Source organism: Chryseobacterium paludis (assembly GCF_025403485.1).
Lineage (GTDB): Bacteria > Bacteroidota > Bacteroidia > Flavobacteriales > Weeksellaceae > Chryseobacterium > Chryseobacterium paludis.
The window spans coordinates 334,062-354,017 of record NZ_CP099966.1 but is presented as its reverse complement, the minus strand read 5'-3'; the positions used below and the strand labels follow the sequence as shown (position 1 = coordinate 354,017).

12 protein-coding genes are annotated in these 19,956 nt (G+C 35.6%); 1 reads left to right on the top strand and 11 read right to left on the bottom strand.

What is annotated here, in order from left to right; genetic code table 11:
- Positions 1–8: 8 nt before the first annotated feature.
- The 9 genes from NG806_RS01455 to NG806_RS01415 all read right to left on the bottom strand — a co-directional run bounded on the left by NG806_RS01455 (position 9) and on the right by NG806_RS01415 (position 14,969).
- A complete protein-coding gene (locus tag NG806_RS01455; protein WP_261511665.1) occupies positions 9–3,629 on the bottom strand; it encodes a response regulator in 3,621 nt (1,206 codons plus the stop codon).
- 6 nt (positions 3,630–3,635) lie between these two features.
- Positions 3,636–5,105: a hybrid sensor histidine kinase/response regulator gene (locus NG806_RS01450; RefSeq protein WP_214834188.1), complete on the bottom strand. Its 1,470-nt coding sequence runs from the start codon at positions 5,103–5,105 to the stop codon at positions 3,636–3,638.
- A gap of 247 nt (positions 5,106–5,352) precedes the next feature.
- Complete coding sequence (locus NG806_RS01445) at positions 5,353–5,631, bottom strand: hypothetical protein (protein ID WP_214834185.1); 279 nt, start codon at positions 5,629–5,631, stop codon at positions 5,353–5,355.
- An 83-nt stretch (positions 5,632–5,714) separates the two neighbouring features.
- On the bottom strand, positions 5,715–7,067 hold the full coding sequence (locus NG806_RS01440; protein WP_261511664.1) for a S41 family peptidase: 1,353 nt from the start codon (positions 7,065–7,067) through the stop codon (positions 5,715–5,717).
- A gap of 22 nt (positions 7,068–7,089) precedes the next feature.
- Complete coding sequence (locus NG806_RS01435) at positions 7,090–7,827, bottom strand: hypothetical protein (RefSeq protein WP_214834183.1); 738 nt, start codon at positions 7,825–7,827, stop codon at positions 7,090–7,092.
- A 184-nt stretch (positions 7,828–8,011) separates the two neighbouring features.
- A complete protein-coding gene (locus NG806_RS01430; RefSeq protein ID WP_261511663.1) occupies positions 8,012–8,932 on the bottom strand; it encodes a T9SS-dependent choice-of-anchor J family protein in 921 nt (306 codons plus the stop codon).
- 64 nt (positions 8,933–8,996) lie between these two features.
- Positions 8,997–10,313: a hypothetical protein gene (locus NG806_RS01425; protein ID WP_214834177.1), complete on the bottom strand. Its 1,317-nt coding sequence runs from the start codon at positions 10,311–10,313 to the stop codon at positions 8,997–8,999.
- A 339-nt stretch (positions 10,314–10,652) separates the two neighbouring features.
- Positions 10,653–13,949, bottom strand: a complete 3,297-nt coding sequence (locus tag NG806_RS01420) for a TonB-dependent receptor (RefSeq protein ID WP_261511662.1) — start codon at positions 13,947–13,949, stop codon at positions 10,653–10,655.
- 72 nt (positions 13,950–14,021) lie between these two features.
- On the bottom strand, positions 14,022–14,969 hold the full coding sequence (locus NG806_RS01415; RefSeq protein ID WP_261511661.1) for a FecR family protein: 948 nt from the start codon (positions 14,967–14,969) through the stop codon (positions 14,022–14,024).
- 267 nt (positions 14,970–15,236) lie between these two features.
- Between NG806_RS01415 and NG806_RS01410 the strand changes: the two genes are divergently transcribed.
- Positions 15,237–15,863 carry an RNA polymerase sigma factor gene (locus NG806_RS01410; RefSeq protein WP_261511660.1) on the top strand — a complete coding sequence of 209 codons (627 nt, stop codon included), beginning with the start codon at positions 15,237–15,239 and terminating at the stop codon, positions 15,861–15,863.
- Between the two features lie 16 nt (positions 15,864–15,879).
- On the opposite strand, the gene NG806_RS01405 is transcribed toward NG806_RS01410, so the two are convergent.
- Both NG806_RS01405 and NG806_RS01400 read right to left on the bottom strand, forming a co-directional pair.
- On the bottom strand, positions 15,880–17,328 hold the full coding sequence (locus NG806_RS01405) for a beta-lactamase family protein (protein WP_261511659.1): 1,449 nt from the start codon (positions 17,326–17,328) through the stop codon (positions 15,880–15,882).
- A 198-nt stretch (positions 17,329–17,526) separates the two neighbouring features.
- Positions 17,527–19,659 carry a S8 family peptidase gene (locus NG806_RS01400; protein WP_261511658.1) on the bottom strand — a complete coding sequence of 711 codons (2,133 nt, stop codon included), beginning with the start codon at positions 19,657–19,659 and terminating at the stop codon, positions 17,527–17,529.
- Positions 19,660–19,956: the final 297 nt, after the last annotated feature.

Sequence of the window (19,956 nt, the reverse complement as noted above, 5' to 3'; positions counted from 1 at the left end):
TCTTGTGTTTAACTTTCATACAACCAAACGCGCAACAATGACAATAACTGATCAACATCTACAGGCTTTGATATATAATCTGAAGCCCCTGCGGTGATACATTTTTCACGATCTCCGATCATTGATTTTGCTGTTACTGCAATAATTGGCAATCTGGTAAACATCGGTTTTTTTCTTATTTCCTGTATCGTTTCGTAGCCATCCATTTCTGGCATCATCATATCCATTAAAATGGCATCAATATCGGGATGTACTTTAATCTGCTCCAATGCCTGCTTTCCATCCATCGCCAAAATTACTTCTACTTTGTATTTTTCCAAAGTTTTCGTTAATGAAAATATATTCCGGACATCATCATCGGTGATCAGAATTTTTTTACCACTTAAAACTTCGGTTAGTGATCCTAATGTCTTATTTCTAGGTGTTTCTTCCGAACTTTTCTTTTCTTCGACCAAATGTAAAAACAAACCTACTTCATCTAATATCCGTTGATAGGAATGTGCTGTTTTCACAACAATAGAATCTGCATATTGTCTGATTTTAAGCTCTTCTGATGAGGATAAATTATTTTCAGTAAAAATAATAATCGGCAAATGCTCTAATCCATCATAACTTTTGATCGATTCAATAATTTTATAGCCATTACCTCTGGTTGGTCCGATGTTTAAAATAACACAGTCCACCTGATCTTCAGTTAAGGCTTTTACACTGTCTTCTACATTATCTTTTATTGATAATGAAATATTAAAATTGCTCAAGAAATAAGATAATGCACTGGCATGTTTGGCGCTTTCCTCAACAATCAGAACTTTTTGAGGTGACTTCCGGAGAGCTTCTTCAATTTTTCTGAAAACATCGGTCATCTGCTCTAAAGCAACTGGTTTATTGATGAAATCAATAGCTCCTTTCATCAGACTTTCCTGTTTTTTCACATGCAATGAAGACATCATGTGTACCGGAATAGGTTTTGTTTTAGGATTTGATTTTAGTTCATCCATTACCTGCCATCCATCTTTTACAGGCAACTGAATATCCAGTAAGATCGCTAACGGATGATATTGCAGTGCTGCAGATAATCCATGATCTCCTCTTACTACAACTACTCCTTTATAATTTTGCATATGGGCATATTTCAGTAATGCTTTAGCAAAATTGGTATCATCTTCAATGATCAAAATTACTTTATCACCATCGGTAATGGTATCCCGATCGTCTGCTACATCTTCGGGTATTTCCAAAACGCTAACTGATGCTGCTATTTCAGACTCATGTTCATCATAACCGATAATATTTTTGATCTCCTCTACATCTTCCTGTATAATTTCTACTAATTCCAGATCAGAAGGCATCGGTAATATTTCTGAACCCGCGTTCATAGGAATGATTAAGCTGAACTCACTTCCTTCGTCCACTTTGCTTTTTAATGATAGTTCTCCACCAAATAACTTAGCAATTTCACGGCTTATAGATAAGCCCAGACCTGTTCCTCCAAACTTCCGCTGAGTAGATCCGTCAGCTTGTTGGAATGCTTCAAAAATAATTCTTTGCTTATCTTCAGGAATACCAATTCCAGTATCTTTAACGCTGAAAATAATGAAGTTCTTATTGGTAGGATCTTTTTTAATATGCAATGCTACATTACCTTCTGTGGTAAATTTAAATGCATTTGACAGCAAGTTTCGTAATACCTGATCTAATCTTAACCGGTCGGTTTCGATAGTTTTTTCAAGACCATCTTCTATATGGATATCAAATTGAACTCCTTTTTCAAGTACTACCGGATTGAAAAGATTTCGCAGATCTTTTACGACCTCATCTATGGCTACATCATCATATTCTAAGACCATCTTACCTGATTCAATTTTAGCAAGATCTAAAATTTCGTCTATTAGTGTCAATAGACTTCCTCCAGAACTCTGAATTACCTTAGCTGATTCTACCTGATCTTCATTCAGGTTTTCTTCAGGGTTTTCTGCCATTAACCTGGAAAGAAGAAGGATAGAATTTAAAGGTGTACGCAGTTCGTGCGACATATTTGCCAGGAATTCAGATTTATATTGGGTACTTAAAGCCAGTTCCTCTGCTTTTTTCTGAATTTCGATATTACGCTCGGCAATCAGATGATTTTTTTCTTCCAGGAGTTTTGACCTTTCTTCCAGTTCAGCATTAGTTTGCATTAATTCTTCCTGCTGTACTTTTAATTCTTCTTCTGAAGCCTGTAGTTTTTGAGTTTGCGCTTCGAGTTCAGTATTCAGGTTTTCAAGTTCGGCATGTTGTACCTGTAATTCCTCTGACTGGGTCTGGGTTTCTTCTAATAATCGCTGTTCCATTTCGCGGCCTTTTGCCGCACTAATGGCAGTAGCAATATTCCGACAACTATCTACAAAATAATTGATTTTATCCTGATCAAAATTAGTAGTTGAATTTATTTCCAATACACCAATACTCTGTCTGTCCAATGTAATTGGTACAAGCACAATTCCATTAGTTTTTACTTTGCTGCTTGCAAAAGTTACAGCAAAATCATTTTCATTAAGATCTTTATAAACCTTTGTTTTTTTCTGAAGAAAAACCTGTCCAATCATTCCCTCTCCCGGTTCGAAGGATTTTTTCATGTTTTCCTCTAAACCTACTGCTGTATTTAGTTGTAATTTTCCTTCATCAATTAAATATATAGCTCCATTTGTACCCTCTCCATATTCAATGAGATGGTTCAAAGAGTTGGTAGTAACTTCTTTAATTGATTTAATCCCTACTAGTGATTCGTTCAGTAGTGCTAAACCTTTTTGATGCCAATCACTTCTATTGATCTTTTCAAAAGACTTTTTCAGTGAATCAGTCATATTATTAAGTGAATCCACTAAATCACCAAGATCATCCTGTGCATTATCAACTGCCTTTTGGCTATAATCCCCGTTTGCCACTCTATTTGCAATCTGTCGGATAGCACTTACCCGTTTGCTGATTTCAAGGTCTTTTGCTTTCAGTTCTTTTTCCAATATATCTCTGCGGGTCAGATCATTTCGCAATTTAACATAGAGATAAACCGTAACTACTATGGCTGCAATCGCCGAAAACAGGATAAAAATAACGGTTGTATTGGATGATCGATTAAGATCCTTATTTTTTATCTCGAGCTGGATTTCTTCATATCGTACAAAATCACGGACGATCTTCCGGCATTTGTCCATATAGGATTTACTCAAAATAAGCTGCTCCTGTGTCATTTCTACTCCATGACGTCTATTTTCAACATAAAGCCCCAGATTCTTAATGTTACTACTTGCATTTTCTTCTAAATCCTCTAAACGTTTGAGTTGTGCTTTATCTGTAACATCTAAAGATTTTGCATTGGCAATTGCTTTAGGATATTCGGCAATACTTCTATTATAAGGTTCTAAAAAATTTTGTTTCCCTGTTAACTGGTATCCCCTGTTTGCTGTTTCTGCATCTAAAAGAGCAATTAATACATCTTTTACTGCAGTTATAGATCGTCGGGTTTTGGATAAACTTTCACGATTATCCATCTGCTTTTGAATACTCCAATATGATGCTACTGAGCTTGCTATTAAAATCAGCAAAGACATTCCTACTCCAAATTGCAGATTTCTTATAATTTTTTTCGGCATAAAAAATTAGTTTAAAGGTAAAGTGAAATAAAATGTAGAACCTTCATTAATGATACTCGATAATCCGATAGTTCCATTATGTTGCTTGATAATTTCTGAACAGATATATAAACCTATTCCCATTCCCTGAAATTGTAATGATGATTCTTCAACACGATAAAATTTCTGAAATACAGCTTTCTGCTTAAAATCAGGAATACCGATACCAAAGTCCGTAACACTTACTTTTACTTCTTGTTCATCTACAAAAGTAGTTACAATAACCTGATTATTTTGAGGTGAATATTTAATGGCATTCGTCAGGAAATTGATCAGCACCTGTTCTATACGGATCTCATCAAAAGGAATGAGAATATCTGATATTTCTCCATGACGCTGAATTTTCACTTTATTTTCGTCATGCGTCTGAAGTATGGTTTCGATAGCACTATCAAGTACCTTTTCCAAATTAGAAGGTTTTCTATTGATCTTCAGTTTACCATTCTCTATTTTGGAAACGTCAAGAAGGTCACTGATGAGGCTGTTCAGCTTTTCGATCTGATCCTGTACTTTCATTACATAACCTGCCTCTGCACTATCTTTATCAAGCTTTAGCTTACGCTCCAATAGCTGCACATAAGCTTTAATACTGGTTAAGGGAGTTTTCAGCTCATGGCTGGCAATACTGAGAAATTCATCTTTCTCATTTTCTACCTTTTTCTGATCATCAATATCGGTGAATGTTCCTACCCAGTTTTTAACGGTATCTCCTTCATATACCGGCGATATTCTTAACAGGTGATACCTGTAATTTCCGGATTCAATATTTTTTATCCGGGTCTCCAATTCAAAAGATTTTCCTTTTTTTCTAGATTTTTCAAACTCTTCTTTAATATCTGTATCTTCAGGATATGTTTCCGGAAAGTCTTCATCAGAAGCAGAATACTGATACCATCTGCCATTCACAAAATCTACAATTCCTTCTTCATTTAAAGTAAAGGCAATTTGCGGTAAGCCTTCCAGCATCAGATGAAAATGATCAATTTTAGACTTCATGCTGACCTGAGATTCCCTTCTTCCTTTCACTTCCAGCTCTAAACTCTGCTGTGTTTTTTTCATTGCAAGATTCTGTTCCTGCAAGTTGTAAAATGTTTTAACCTTAAGTAAAAGAATTTCCGGATCTACCGGCTTGGTAACGTAATCCATTCCACCAGAAGCGTAACCGCGTGTAATGAATCTTTTTTCGGTATTTACGGCCGACAGAAATATAATAGGAATTTCTTTGGTCTTGCTGTATCCTGCAAATATTTCCGCAACTTCAAATCCATCCATCCCAGGCATCTGCACATCCAGAATAATCAGGGCATAATCATTTTTCAAAGCTTTTCCCAATGCTTCTTCCCCGGAATTAGCCGTGTCCACCTGAAAATCTTTGGACTCTAATAATTTCTTTAACGAGTAAATATTGTTTTCGTTATCATCGACAATTAAGATCATAAAACGTAAAATAATCTAATAAGAGTTCATACTTCCTTAAGTTTTCAAAAGTACTCACAAAATCCCAAAAAATAGTTTATTTTCTGAACAATATTCCGTAAATATAGGATACAACAAAAAAATACTAAAAACATAATTTTTAGTATAAATATATATGGAATTGTGTTTTGCTTTATATGTCGATATTGATTTTATTTATTCATTTTTAAAATTACTAATCAGTAAAACTAAATGGCGGTAAAAATGTTTACCTATTTTGATTAACTGTCTCACGTCTCAGCTTCCTGATATTCTGGGTAAGCTGTTTTCGGATTTCAATATGTCTTAACCTGTACAGTTTAATACAAGTTTCCAATCTCTTTTTTATCGTAAGATATTCATCATACAGTGCTGATAGCTCTGTATTCATCATAAAAATCTCATCTGTATATGTTCTTTCCGGTTCAGGTGTTTGCTTTAGCAATTGTTCTAGATCATTAATTCTCTTGATCACTTCCTGATGTATTTTTGGCTCTATTCCCTGCATAGTGAATTCAATTTTAAAAAAAAATATAATATATGTTTGATTTGGTTTTTTCTTTTTCTTTTTTTTAATTCAATAGATCCTACTTAGGGTTTAACTATTGAAAAAGGCTTCTCACTTTCTGTAATTATTTTCACGTTATTATTTGAATTCTCGTGGTTAACAGATTTGGAATATATTTTATTTAGTACAGCATGAAGCAAAATCTCCTCTGACTCTCCAAGCTGAATCAGAGGAAGTGAGGTATATTCATTAATGGGAATCTGAGGGGAAATTCCACCACTGTATTCTCCTTCTCCATTTGCATTGTACACTTTGTAGATAACAGGATGGATCTGCCAAGTAATCTTCTGAGATTTACTGTCATCTGTTACTGCAAACCCCGCCATATCTTTGCCTAAAGTGGTATCTCCTACCTGTATTACCTGCACATAAGGCTTAAGATTATTGATCACTATCTCAGATGCTGACGCTGTATTTCTGGAGGTAAGAATAAATACTCTGCTTAACCCCAATGAATTAGTATGAAGTGCCGAAAAACTAAGTGCAGTAGGATCATAAGCTACCTGTTCTGCAAATGTTTTTTTCACTTCACCACCATTTTTATTCCCTTTATAGGTTATGAATGGTGAGTTAGCAGTTATTCCTGAAGGGATCATTGAGCATAATGCTGCAGCCGAAGCTACTGATCCACCATAGTTATATCTAAGATCTACAACAAGATCTTTTACTCCAGCAACTTTGAATTCTGCAAATTTCTGATTAAGACTCTGAGACATTCCATCTGGAAAATCATATATATATAAGTATCCGGTTTTTTTGCCATTTTGATCAAAAATTCTTGATACAATGGGTTGATCTAGAGAAAAGCCATAGTATACTATAATATTTTTTTCATTGATCACATTTCCGGCTTCCCAGTCTCCTACTGTAAGATCGAGGGTTGTATTATCTGGAATAGAATTAAGAAGGCTTTCGGCATTGGATGCAGTGATCAGACTTCCGTTGATCTTTTTTATGATCATTCCACGTTGTAAACCAGCATTCTGAGCAGGAGAATCTTGCAACACAAGCTTTATTACAGCAGTTATTTGTCCATTGGCAAGCTGAATTACGGCATAATCAAAACCATACATATTTCGGACTGTCCGTAAATAGGTTGAAGAATCCTCAGTATTTACAATGCTTGAAAAACGATCGTTTTGTGATAGAAGACTTGCAAAAAATTTCTTTACCGGAAGATGATAGTCCGGTTTTGAAGGCATCTGATCTGCCCAGTAATAATAACGTTTCATATTATCCTGTACCCAAACATTAACGGATTCCACACTTCCATCAGGAAAATCCGGGATAACTTCTTCTTCAGATCTGCAGGAATTGACAGCTATTGTGCTTAAAAGCAATAACGTCAGCATATAAAACTTTAAAAATCTACCCATAATAGTTATCTAATGGAATTTTTTATAAATAGTCTACGATATCGATATCACCAACCACCACAACAACTCCATTTTCCAGCTTCTCCTGCAGTACGATCATATTGGCTCCGATATCTTGTTTTATTTTCACCTTAATCAGTTGTGATCCAAAATAAGGATCAGTTGTTCCTGGTTTATACAACTCTAAATAAACGGGAGCTGTAACACTGAAAAAGCTATACATCTTCAATGGTGAGAAATTATTTTTTTCAATATTTTCAAACTCTGCCAATACATCACCATTCTCTTTCTTTAATACTCCTTTTACTCCTTCTAATGAAGAGTGTGAATATTCTCCCAGATTATGAAAGAGCAGTTCAAAACCTACTTTTCCAAGATTTACCTGAGGTTTCACAGCATAGGTCTGAAGATAAATTCCCGGAAGGTTAAAGAAATTTAAGTTCTTATATTGATCTGTATTATTAAAGTTGATATTATAGTTGGCTATGCGCTTTCCGTTTTCATTGTTATAGATTTCGATATGATCCGTTTCTCCTTCATCTACGACAAAGCTTAGCTTGGTTTCTATATTATTGGTATAAGATGTATTTCCATTAATGCTTATTGGCTTACCATTAAGCCTTAGCTGTATTACATCCGGTTTTGAAAATCCCTTGATATTAATTTCTGCAGGTCTCTGCGATTTATCATAAGGCTGCATCACCTCATCGGTGCATGATAACAAACCTGTAAGAATAGCAAGGGCGATTATTTTTTTCATTTTTAATGATATTATTATATAAAACTAAATTTAGAAATATTGCCCAAAGCCAGACTGAGGGCAATACTTATAAATTGTATATTAAGCAGGTTGTACTATAAATCCTATAATGATAGTTGCTGACATGGTTATTATTTTACATCTATAAAAAATTGAAACAAGGAGTACACCTGCATCTAAAAAACTATTTTTTGATAAACTTCACTTTCTCAGAAAGGATTCCATCTGATACTACAGCAATATAATTTCCTGAAGATAAACCTGCAACATTAATCTCTCTATTGTATTGAGTTGTAAGAACTGATTGTCCGGCCATATTGATGATATTTACCGTAACAGCATTTTCTTTTAATGCAGGATTAAGTTTTAACATCAATGATGTTGTTACAGGATTCTGCATAATTGAAGTTGTATTTTTTACTTTTTTTACATCCTGTGTATTTAGAAATGATGAATAGATTGCCATTTCGTTGATGTTGATATTTTGAACGTTAGTATCATCATCTGTCAATCTGTTTGACCATAATCCAATATAGATCTTTTTCCCGGCAAATGCTGAAAGGTCTACAAGACTTTCTACAAACTGAGTTAAATCAGCAGGAAAAGGATTACTTCCTCCTGCACTTATATAATAAGGACTTCCTAATTGATTTCCGCCAGCATCTACTGCCAATGCCTGAAAATCTGACAATTCTGGTACCGGTTTTTGAGCTGTACTTTCATAAATATACAGATATCTGCTAACCAAATCATGTGCGGTCTGCTGTCTACCAATATAAGCTGCTAAGGTAATAGTTCCTGAAGCTGCAGTAAGATCGATTGCAGGAGAAATAGCCCAGTCATTTTCTGTAGCAAATCCCGTTACAAATCCTGAAGGAACGTTACTTATTGAATAACGAAGAGAACCTGCTGAACCATAAGCTAACGATGTACCGTTATAGTAAATATTTGGTCCTTGGATCCATCCATTTCCATTTCCATTCAAATCGTGAAAAGACCAGCCTTGCATATCACTTGTGGAATTAAAAGAATTGGTCCACACCGGATATTGTGCTGACACTAATTTTGATAAAACCAAAACAGATAATAAAATTATTTTTTTCATATTACAAATTTTAAAGATGAAATAAAAAATGGGATGGCAGGTTCTGCCACCCCATATTGATCAATTATTGTACAATTGAAAAATTATATTTTGTCCATGTTCCTTTGAAATCTCCACAATTTCTAGGAGTAACATTCCATGCCGGAGCGTCGTTAAAGAATGGCTGAGTCATTCCCCAAGCGTTAGCAGGGTTAGTTGTAGAAGTAGTAACTCCAGGAATAGTAAGCGCTGCAGTAGTAGATCCTATTTTAGAAGCTGTAGCGAAAGTATATCCGTGTGCCTGTACTGATGTAAAGTTAAGATCTGCAAGATTCACAGCTGCTCCACCTACAGTTTCTAACAATACTCCTACAGGATAACCTGTAACCGCAACGTTATCTAAAGTTAATTTACCGTTTCTTCTTACGTGGATAGCATTTTCATACAATGCTCCATTTAATGGACTCTTAGCACCTACGATAGTAAGATTTTTAACCGTTGGATTTGTAAAAGGAGAAGCTGAAGAACCTGTCCCGTCGTTATCCAATTCGATACCGTTTGTATCAGAAACACCACCACTTTGGCTATGTGTAGAGTTGTAATCAGCTAATGCTAATGCACAAGTAATAGTTCCTGAATATCCGAAATCGAAATCGAAGTTGTCATCATCCGGAGCAAAAGATACCAGGTTAGATGCATTTACTGTACCTCCGAAGAATTCGAATGAATCATCTTTACCATAAGAAACCTGGATGTGGTCTAATGTAGTACCATTACCAACTCCACCTAAAGTTAATCCGTTGATCTCATTTCCTGAGTTAGGAGCAAAAAGGTCAAATCCTCCAAATTCAATACGTACATATTTAAGAGTTCCTCCGTTATGACCTGCTGTTGTTCCACCATATTGGTAATCAACACCTGATAATCCTTCAATAACAGTAGTTGTTGGTTTATTGGTAGGGGCATCACCTAACATAATAACTCCACCGAAATCACCTGGAGAAGCTTTAGTTGCTTCTTTTCCATCCAAAAGTTTATAACTTGTAAAAATAATAGGCTGAGAAGCAGTTCCAGTAGCGTTTATCTTACCCGTTTTAGCAATAACCAAAACTCCTGTTGGTGTATTTGTAGTATTAGGTTTTGCTTTGATGAAAGTACCTGGCTGGATAGTCAAAGTTGCTCCATCTTTAACAGTTACAATACCATCGATTTCAACAACACCACTCCAAGTAGTATTAGTAGTAATCGCACCACTTACTGCCGTAACAGGAAGTGCAGAAGCTGTGATGTACTCTGCAGAAGCAGATTGCATTTCAAATTTAGAAGAATCTGACATAGAATCATTCTCACGACAAGCTGTTAGGGATAAAGCTGTTACAGCGATTAAAGTTAATTTTCTCATTGTTGTAAAATTTAGAAATATGGATCCGGTTATTATTTTTTTGGTCCGGATGATTCCTGTTTTACGGGATACTCACCTTTAAATATCTCCGCGATTTGGTTACACTTTGTTTTTAGAACCTTACATAGCTGAGGTGCAGTTATATAAAGCTCCCCTTAGATTTAATTACTGTCCGGGGATACAGTAATTTCCCATTTTCGTCTGAATGTTTACTGAAGTGCGCATCATCAGTTTTTATTCGCTCAGATCTCAGGATACGGAAACCTGTAACATTTACCATTTATAAGATCTTATATTATAATGCTTTTGCCAAAAGCTAAATTTTCTATTTTCTCTTATCTAAAAGCTATAGCTTACAGATAACCCAAATGTTCTTCCATTGTAAGCCCTGAACAATATTCTATCAATATCTTTATCATATTTATCTGTAGCTCCGGGTAAAAGTCCCAATGATTCTCTTTGTGTATCAAAAGAGCTTCCACCACCCTTAGACACTGAATATGAATTGAAATTATTGTAGTATTCCCTTACTCTGTTGAATAGGTTTCTTACATTAAATTTGAACTCCAGATTCTTATCTTTTAAAAGTTTATATGAAATCTGAGCATCCGCTACTGCATAAGGCCGTTGTATCTCTTCTCCAATATAAGCGTACCCCACAGTAATATACTGATCCCCTTTTGCATTGTATAAAAAGCTCAGTCCCAGACGATCTCCGTTGTATAATAATCCCAGGTTGTAAGCATAAGGAGTCTGCCCATACAACGGACGGCTTACCTCATAGGTTGCATCTGTGTCCTGCGTTTTATATCGGTCTTTAAAAGCAACTACCTTAGTATCATTATATGTAAAGTTTCCACTGATAAAAAGGTCTTTCAGGAAAGTATTTTCTCTGATAAAGCCAAGGCTCTTTCTTACTTCCACCTCAAATCCTTTTAATTTGGCATTTTTAGAATTTCCATTATAAAGAAACAGGTTTCCTTCTGCAGAAATATATCCTTCCCGTTCTATTGGCCTGTCAATATCTTTATAATAAAGTCCTGCAGAAATAATCTCTCCTAATCCAGGGAACCATTCAAACTTGAAGTCATAATTATTGATTACCGATGATGTCATTTCTGTATTATAGATAAGACCGTTTGCAATCGGATCAAAATAAGGTAGTCCTGTTCTTTCATTAAACTGGGGACGGATGACAGATCTGTTATAAGCCAGTCTTACATTCATACTGTTTAAAGGGCTGTAGGTGAAGTTTGCTGATGGCATCCATTGCCATGCTTTTTCTTTAATAGGCTCTTTTATAACACTTTTAGGGTCGTTAGGATCCTGTTGCTGGGAAATAAGATCATATTTGAAATACTCAGCTCGCATTCCCCAAACCAGTCTCAGTTTATTCCAACGGTTATCGAACATAATGAAAGGTGCATGTTGCGTAACTTTCCCTTCATATTTATCATTTTTATAAAGTGCTTTCGTCTGCCATCCAATACCACCTGGATTATAATGTGAACCATCAAACCAACCAGCAAGAGATCCATACATGATCAGACTGTTTTTTTCACTGTTCGGAACATCACGGTTTTCATCTACTCTCAGGAAAAATTTTTGCTGCTGATTTGTATTATTCTTTATAGCTCCGGCATACCCTATTTTAACATCATTTTTAAAATTTTCAGAATCCATACTCCATTTTAATGCAGCACCATAATTGTAATCTGTTTCTTTATTGGCAATATAACCTCTTGCAAAATTATCCTGAGAATTGTAAATCTGATTGTAACTCAAAATCTCATTTCCTATGAAATTATAGTTTGTGCGATACTGGGTATAGTCTTTTGTATCGGAAGTCACACCAGTTCTTGCTGCAAACCAGCTGATTTCTTTATTTCCTATTTTATGATTACCTTCCAGCTTGTTCTGCAACAAAGTCTGATAAACTGGATAGTCAGTTGTTTCCGTAATTGGCTTATCCAGAAGTTTCGGATCTGTATTATTAGGATTTAAACCATAATAAAAATAGTTGTAAGAATCTGTTGCATCTCCATTTCCACCCACATATTCATTCCATCCTGTAATTCTTGTCAGGGTCTGATCATAAATATGGGTATAAGAGTTACGGAAGGAGATTCTGTTTTTTCCAAGCTGTAGACCGAAGTTCAGCATTCCTCCAATCGTAGAGTTATAAGTGTAAGAAGCTCCTTTATTTTTAAAATTTGCAAAACGTACCGGAGCAACTCCCAGCTCTTGCCAGTTGTTAACCGGAGTAGCATTATCCATCCACCCTCCTCTTCCAGTGTGATCAATATCAAGTTTATTCTGTTCGTTTCTTGTTGTAATGGCAGCAGCAAAACCCCATTTATTATTATTTTTCAGTTTAAAGTTTCTCCCTAAAGCAATCTGCATATTAGAGTTCAGATTAGCTTTGGTAGCGTAATTCGTAAAATTATCATTGGTAAACTGCTTGGACTGTTCAAAAAATAAAGGGTTATTCCAGTCAGTTGCTACTAAGCCTTTAGGAAAATCTCTTGTTCCGTCATCATAACCCCAGTAATCGTATTTCCCCCGTTTTTTGGAAATGAATTCTTTAAATGTCGTGACATCATTGTAAGAAGAACCTACATTCACTGTCGTAAAATTTTCATTCGGAATATCTTTCGTCCTTACTTCCACATATCCACCGGCAAAACTGGCATTCATATCCGGCGTTGCTGTTTTACTTACTACAACGCTTTCTACCATTGCAGTAGGGATAATATCAAAAGAAAAGTTCTGATTATAAGCTTCTGTACTTGGTAGATTAATCCCGTCCATTGCAGCGGTATTCCATCGCTCTCCCATTGATCGAACGACCACATATTTATTATCTATCGTGGTAATCCCTGTTACTCTTTTTAGGGTTCCCCCAACATCGCTATCCGGTGTTTTGGAAATTTGTTCAGCCGAAATTCCATCACTCATTTGGGCAGCCTTCTTTTGCTGTGCCAAAAGCCCTGCCTGGGTATCTGCTTTACGTGTTCCGGTAATCACGACTTCTTTAATACTGGTTTCTTTATCTGAAGAAATATGTTTCATGGCGAAAGAAACCATATTCGTTTCCTCATTACCTATCTTTAATTTCTCCACTCTTAAAGAGCTGTAACCAGATGCTTTAACGGTCAGTGTATAAATCCCTGAAGGAATACTGAAATTAAAATCTCCGTTGTTATCTGTTACTGTTGCTTTACCTGCTACATTTACCTCTGCATCTACAACTGGATTTCCCACTTCATCTACGATCTTTCCGGTAAGTTTTCCATTTCCTTGTACAGAAGACACAGACCTATTAGATCCCTGATATCGTATTGAGATCAGTTCTCCTCTTTGGCGCACCGCTACCGGAAGATTATCTGTAATATTCTTCAGACAGTCGGTTACAGGAATGTTATCACACTTTACCTCTCCCACTTTAAGATCTTTTATATCTGATTTTGAGTAGACCAAACGCATCCTTGCTTTATCTGCTAATTCTTCTAATGTGCTGATCAAAGGTCTTCCTGCCGCAGCAGAAAAAGACACTTTCATTGTTAGCTCCTGCGCGTCTATTGTTGTGGCAAAGAAGATCACCGCTACTGTAAGACTGCATTTCAAGTTTCTCATATTTTTAACACCACTTTTTATTACTGACTGACTCATAATTCTGTTCGTAAACTCCATCTAATAATCCTGTTACTATTTTTTTAATATATAAGTGGTATTATTTTCTTTATGTACCTCAAGCCCCGTTATAAATGCGAGTGCTTCTACATTTTCATCCCAGCTGCTTCCTGTAAGATCTGCTGTAATTTTCTTTTCAGCTATTTCTTCCGGGTATTTGATACTGATTCCATAGTTTTTATATAAAACCTCCATGATACTCCTGAACGTGACATCATTGAAGGTCAGCGTCAGTAATACTGAAGTCTTTTTTCCAGATTTTATATCAGTTTTCTCAGTAATTACCGCGGCCGTATGTGGAGCTCCAAAGTTTGTCCATCTCTGATTAGGGGTAAGGTAAGAAACAGCAGTTCCTGGTGAAGAAACAGCAACTTTACCTTCATACAATTCCACTGTTTTTTGTCCTCCTCTCTGCATTACCTTGAATACCGTACCCATTACTCTTGTACTGAAACCATCTGCACGAACTATAAATGGATGGATTTTGGATTTAGCTACTTTAAATATGGCATCCCCTTGTAAATCCACTATCCTTGTTTTAGCTGGAAAAGATTTTTCAACGGTAAGTTTTGCACCAGGCAAAAGCATTACTGTAGATCCGTCTTCCAGTTTTATAGTACGGTTAGCATCTACAGCGACATATACATCAGGTTTAATGAAAAATTGATAAGTAAAGAAACCCGTAAGACCAAATAGGATAAGAAATACAGCAGCAGCACTATAAAATTTCTTTCTCAGATAAAACACATTGTTTCTCACCGGACTTGCAAAGTAGGATTCCAAACCTGAGAGTACTCTTATTTTGGATTCCTGAACATGTTTTTTATCCAGATCTTTTATAGTTTCATTCTTCCACAATTCCAAGACTTCTGATTCTTTCTCTGAGATCTTATCGCCGGATACTTCCCTGCCCCATAATTTAAAAACAAATGCCTCGGCCTTGCTGTAGTTCAATTTCTTCACTTTATAATTTTGTTGTATTAGTTTTTCTGTTGTATTAGTTTCGTAAATACCCTCACTTATAATACTGGGCAAAAAGAAAAACTTCCCAAACGCCATTTAATATATCATTAACATTGGCGTTATTTTTTCAACAAAAACAATACATTTATGAACAATCCTACACATTAAAGGTGGAAAACGTGATTTTTTTTCAGAAATATTTAACCTTACAGGCTGGATAATTCATAAAACATTAATATTAGTTTAGGTAAATTTGTACTAGAAATTATGAAACCTACAGACGATATTTTATTAAAGAAAATAAAATCAGGCGACCGCCCTGCTTTTGTGATATTGTATGAACGATATTGGGATAGTTTCTATACGATGATCTTTATGCGTACGAAGGATAGAGAAGCTACGGAAGAGCTATTGCAAAACCTATGGATCAGAATTCTTGAAAATCCTGAATTCGTACAGACCGATGAAGATGAAAGTGCTAAAGGTTATTTATTCCGTTTTATACACTACCGTATTCTTGATTATTACGCAAGTATTAAAAAAATACAGGAAGTATATGTGGATGAGTCAGAAGATTTTTTATCTGAAATAACCGATTCTGAGTATGCAGAGATACTTGAAGATAATGATATTGCCGAACTCTTTACAATGATAGACGAAGTAATTTCTCAACTTACCCCGACTGAGCAGAAGGTATACGACTTACGTATCCGAAAGAATATGTCTGTTGTTGAAACCGCAGAAGCACTTAATTTAAGTAATAAAACGGTCAGTAACAATTTAAGTAAGGCTTTAAATGAAATAAGGGAACAGCTAAATCCGAATTACGAATCCTCTAAAAAGCTAATATCATTACTGGTTCTTATGGAAATGATGCCTAATTTTTATTCTTAGAGTTTCTTTAAAATTATTATTTAGAAATAGATTTAGATCTTTCTTCACTTAACTTCTTCAGAACATTTTTCCCATTTTCATTGTCAGGATTCAGATCCATTGATCTTTGATACATTTTAACTGCCTGATCTTTATTCCCTAACTTTAGTAATACTTCTCCATAGCTGTCATAAGCATTCCAGCTTTTCGGAAATAGGTAGACATTTAACTTAAAAATTTCAGATGCATTTTTGAGCTCATTTCTTGACATCATTCTGTAGCCCCATTCATTAAGCTCAAATTCCTGTGGCTTAAAATCAGGATTTCTTTTCTTTTCGGAATCAACTAATTCTATGGCTTTATCAAAACCAATCTTTTTTAAATTCATTCTGAGAAAAGTAACGGGATCGGCTTTTATAATGTCTGGATTATAAACGGCTGCAAGCTCTTCAAGAAAATCTTCAGGAGAACTTCCTCCCAGATTAGTAAGAACAATGACCGCTAAATGATCATCAGGATAAACCAGAAATGCAGACCTACTACCTCCTGACATCCCTACTGCTTTGTGTTTGGTCCGGAATTTCGCGATACCCCATCCTGGAGCCCAGGCTGTGGGGCTTCCATCATTCATTTTTATAGGTGACCACATTCTGTTTAATGCTTCAGGGGTTTTCAGGAGTTTACCACTTTCCAAAGCAATAATCCATTTTGCCATATCTTCAGCGGTACTGTTGACTCCCGAACCTGTTCTGCTGAAATCCGGAAATATAAAGTAATCATTCACCCATTTTCCCTGGGTTCCGTTTAGGCTTCTATACCGGTAAGTGGGTGCAAAATGAGGAATAACATCTCTTGAATCTCCAAATAAAGTATTAGTCATACCAACCTGTTGAAACTGTCGATTTTTAAAAAACTGATCAAAAGGTTCTCCACTAAATTTTTCAATGATCTTCCCTAACAAATAATAATTCGTTTGGTTATAACTGAACTGGTCTCCTGTTTTAAAAATCATAGGAACCGTCTTTAGCTCCTCCCATATTTCTTTTTCAGTTTTCGATGCGTTACCTGTATTGGGATCAAACAGTCTTAGCAAATCGGGAAATCCCGAAATATGAGTCATCATTTGCTCAACTGTCACTTTTTTCCATGTTTCTGGAAGGTCATCCAGATATTTCGAAACAGGAGCTGATAAATCTACTTTCCCTTCCTCCATCAACTGCATAATAGCTGTAGCTGTAAACACTTTTGTACACGAGTTAATAGGAAAAATGGTTGTATCTGTAACAGGAATATGATCCTGTACATACGCTGTACCATACGATTTTTTTAAAATAATTTTTCCGTTTTGCACAACGGCGATCTGTAATCCCGGAATTTTTCGCTCAGTCATTTCTCTTTTAATAATAGCATCAACAGCTGCTGTCGTGCTCTGACCATAAAAGAAGGGTGAAAGCATAGAAATAATAAGCAAAAAGTAAGTTTTCATTCTGGGTAGTTTGTAATAAGACAATACTAACAACAAATGTATTACATATAAATACCAAATAAATAACCTGCAACATAATACTGCAGGTTATCGTAAATAAGCAAGGTCATCTAATAGCTACTTCATAGAATTAAAACTATTATTTAGCATAATAATGTCTTTGCACACATAAAAAATAGTAGAATAGAGAATTACGGTTTATTCTTTAATAATCTTTTTAGAGATTGTTTCTTTATTTGTTTTTACTTCAATGATATAAATACCTCTTACACTTGAAGACAGATCTACACTTACTTCATCATTATTAATTATTCCACTTTGTATCTTCTTCCCGGAAAGATCATAAATATTGAACGTTGAATTTCTCGGGGCTTTCAATACTTTAACGATATCTTTGGTAATCGTAGGGGCAATTACAATATTGCTTTCCTCTTTTCCTTTCTCACTGGTTGCAAGAACTTCCTGACTAAAACCGGTGGCTATAATAGAATAATCCTGAGGAGCACCAGCGCCGGCATTATTAACTAAATTGCCTTTATTGGTAATTTCCACTCTGTAATTTCTGCCTGCAACCGGAGCATCAATCACTACTTGCTCTACATTATCTACTGTATTATCTCCTTTAGTAGCCGGAGTCATTGGACTGTTTGCATTAAGTTTCCAGGGAGTGTGTACCGTATTGGTAGTGGTATCTATAATTCTTAAATCCAAATCATTGACCAATCTGGAGCTTCTATTATTGTAGACCTGTCCCCAGGTTAAGTTAGCTGGAACGTTATATGCGGGATCGATCCATGAGATAGTCACTTTAAGAGGTTCCGATCCTGATGCTTTAATAATTTTAGTATTGGCAACACCATTATTTAATGTTTCATTATTAAAAATAACAGTGTTATTAGCTTTTCCGACCAATAATTCAGCTCCTTTTCTGGCATTGATATAACCCCATCCAAACCATGGATCAGGGCCAACGTTTCCTGCTTCAGAAGCCGAATGAACCATTAATGTTTTGGCACTGGCAGCATTTAACAGTTGATTAGAAAAAAGATCTTTATAAATCTGTGTCCACAAACCAATAACTCCCGTTACAACCGGTGCTGAATATGAGGTTCCACTGCCATAATCATACTTTACACTACCTGTTGTATTCTCTGCAGTAGAAGCGGAAAACACATTAGTCCCGGTCGTTGCAATATCTGGTTTTATCCCACCATCATCCCTTGGTCCGGCACTGCTGTAATCAGAATGTACAACATCAGCTGCTGCTGAATATTTGAAATTATTAGTTGAGATCACATCTGTAGCACCCACAACAATTATATTTTTCGCTAATGAGCCCTGCCCTATACAATCAAAACCCTGAGCACAATTTGTTGCTGGCAGAGTATCTGTAGAAGCAAATTGAACTAAATTTCCATTATTATCTTCATAATATCTGGGAAACGTAGTTGTTCCCGGGCGATCAGGACCGTCTCCGAAATAGTTTCCTGCAGATTTTATAATAATGTAGGAAGGATTATTATATACAATCTGATCATAATTCTGATCATTTGATAAGTAAGTTCCCTGTGTATCATAAGAAGTACCCGGACTGTCAAAAGCACCATTCCATAACCAGAAATAACTGCCGTCATCTGCAGTTTTTATATCCCAGCCTGCATTGATCCCATATGAATGATTAGAAATTTTTGGCTGTGCTGCCAATATCTTCTGAAATACATTACTTGCTGTGGTATTTCCCGGTAAGATCGTTTGGGCAAACCGATAAGAATCTATCGTTGAATTCACAGCAACTCCCTGAATATTACCTGTAACTGGTACTCCATTCAGATTTCCTTGGATATTTAAAGCCCTACTTCCTATAAAACCAGCGACACCTGTTGAGTGTTCACTATAAATTTGAGTCGCTGCTTCTTTATTGGAAATTCTGCCAACTGCATTATCAAATGCAGGATGTCCGGCATATACTCTTCCGCCATCAAAAATAGTGAACTTAATATTTTCTCCTTTATAAGCATTGGTCAATCCAGTTACGCCGCCCACCGTATTTAAAGCATCAGCATTGGAATTCTGTACTTGTCTTATATCCTGATTCTTATAGAAATAAGGCTTACCATTCGGTAGGAAACCCGCTAAGTTGCTTCTTTGCTCTTCAATTTCTTTTTGAACCTCAGGTGCCTTAGCCGAGCCGTAGTGTTTTGCAGCATAAGAATCAAACTTCTCGTTGTTCTGTATGTTTTGTTTTTCAAATGCTCTTTTTAGATCATCATTGGCTTGGGCACTGACCAAAACAGCGAACAGAACGCCAATTACTAGTAATTGTTTTTTCATAATTGATAAAATGTTAAGTATGTTTTTTAAATTAAAGGCTATCTGAAAATACAAACACAGTCCTACAACTTTATTTGTTTAGTATTCTGCATTTCTTACTAATCAATGATTTATTTCTTCATTTCAGTAAGATCAATTTAAATTAATGCAATTCAATTGCAATAATAATAAAAAAAAACACAAACCGCAACAATGTTGCAATTAAAATTTTAAAAAAAATTATTTATAATTAAATAGTGCAACCGCCAGCTGCGCAAAAAAAATTAGTTAAATGATCATTTTAATATATTCCAGATC

Coding starts and splice junctions, on each gene's coding strand:
- NG806_RS01455 (WP_261511665.1), bottom strand. CDS start 3,629: ATGCCGAAAAAAATTATAAGAAATCTGCAATTTGGAGTAGGAATGTCT.
- NG806_RS01450 (WP_214834188.1), bottom strand. CDS start 5,105: ATGATCTTAATTGTCGATGATAACGAAAACAATATTTACTCGTTAAAG.
- NG806_RS01445 (WP_214834185.1), bottom strand. CDS start 5,631: ATGCAGGGAATAGAGCCAAAAATACATCAGGAAGTGATCAAGAGAATT.
- NG806_RS01440 (WP_261511664.1), bottom strand. CDS start 7,067: ATGGGTAGATTTTTAAAGTTTTATATGCTGACGTTATTGCTTTTAAGC.
- NG806_RS01435 (WP_214834183.1), bottom strand. CDS start 7,827: ATGAAAAAAATAATCGCCCTTGCTATTCTTACAGGTTTGTTATCATGC.
- NG806_RS01430 (WP_261511663.1), bottom strand. CDS start 8,932: ATGAAAAAAATAATTTTATTATCTGTTTTGGTTTTATCAAAATTAGTG.
- NG806_RS01425 (WP_214834177.1), bottom strand. CDS start 10,313: ATGAGAAAATTAACTTTAATCGCTGTAACAGCTTTATCCCTAACAGCT.
- NG806_RS01420 (WP_261511662.1), bottom strand. CDS start 13,949: ATGAGAAACTTGAAATGCAGTCTTACAGTAGCGGTGATCTTCTTTGCC.
- NG806_RS01410 (WP_261511660.1), top strand. CDS start 15,237: ATGAAACCTACAGACGATATTTTATTAAAGAAAATAAAATCAGGCGAC.
- NG806_RS01405 (WP_261511659.1), bottom strand. CDS start 17,328: ATGAAAACTTACTTTTTGCTTATTATTTCTATGCTTTCACCCTTCTTT.
- NG806_RS01400 (WP_261511658.1), bottom strand. CDS start 19,659: ATGAAAAAACAATTACTAGTAATTGGCGTTCTGTTCGCTGTTTTGGTC.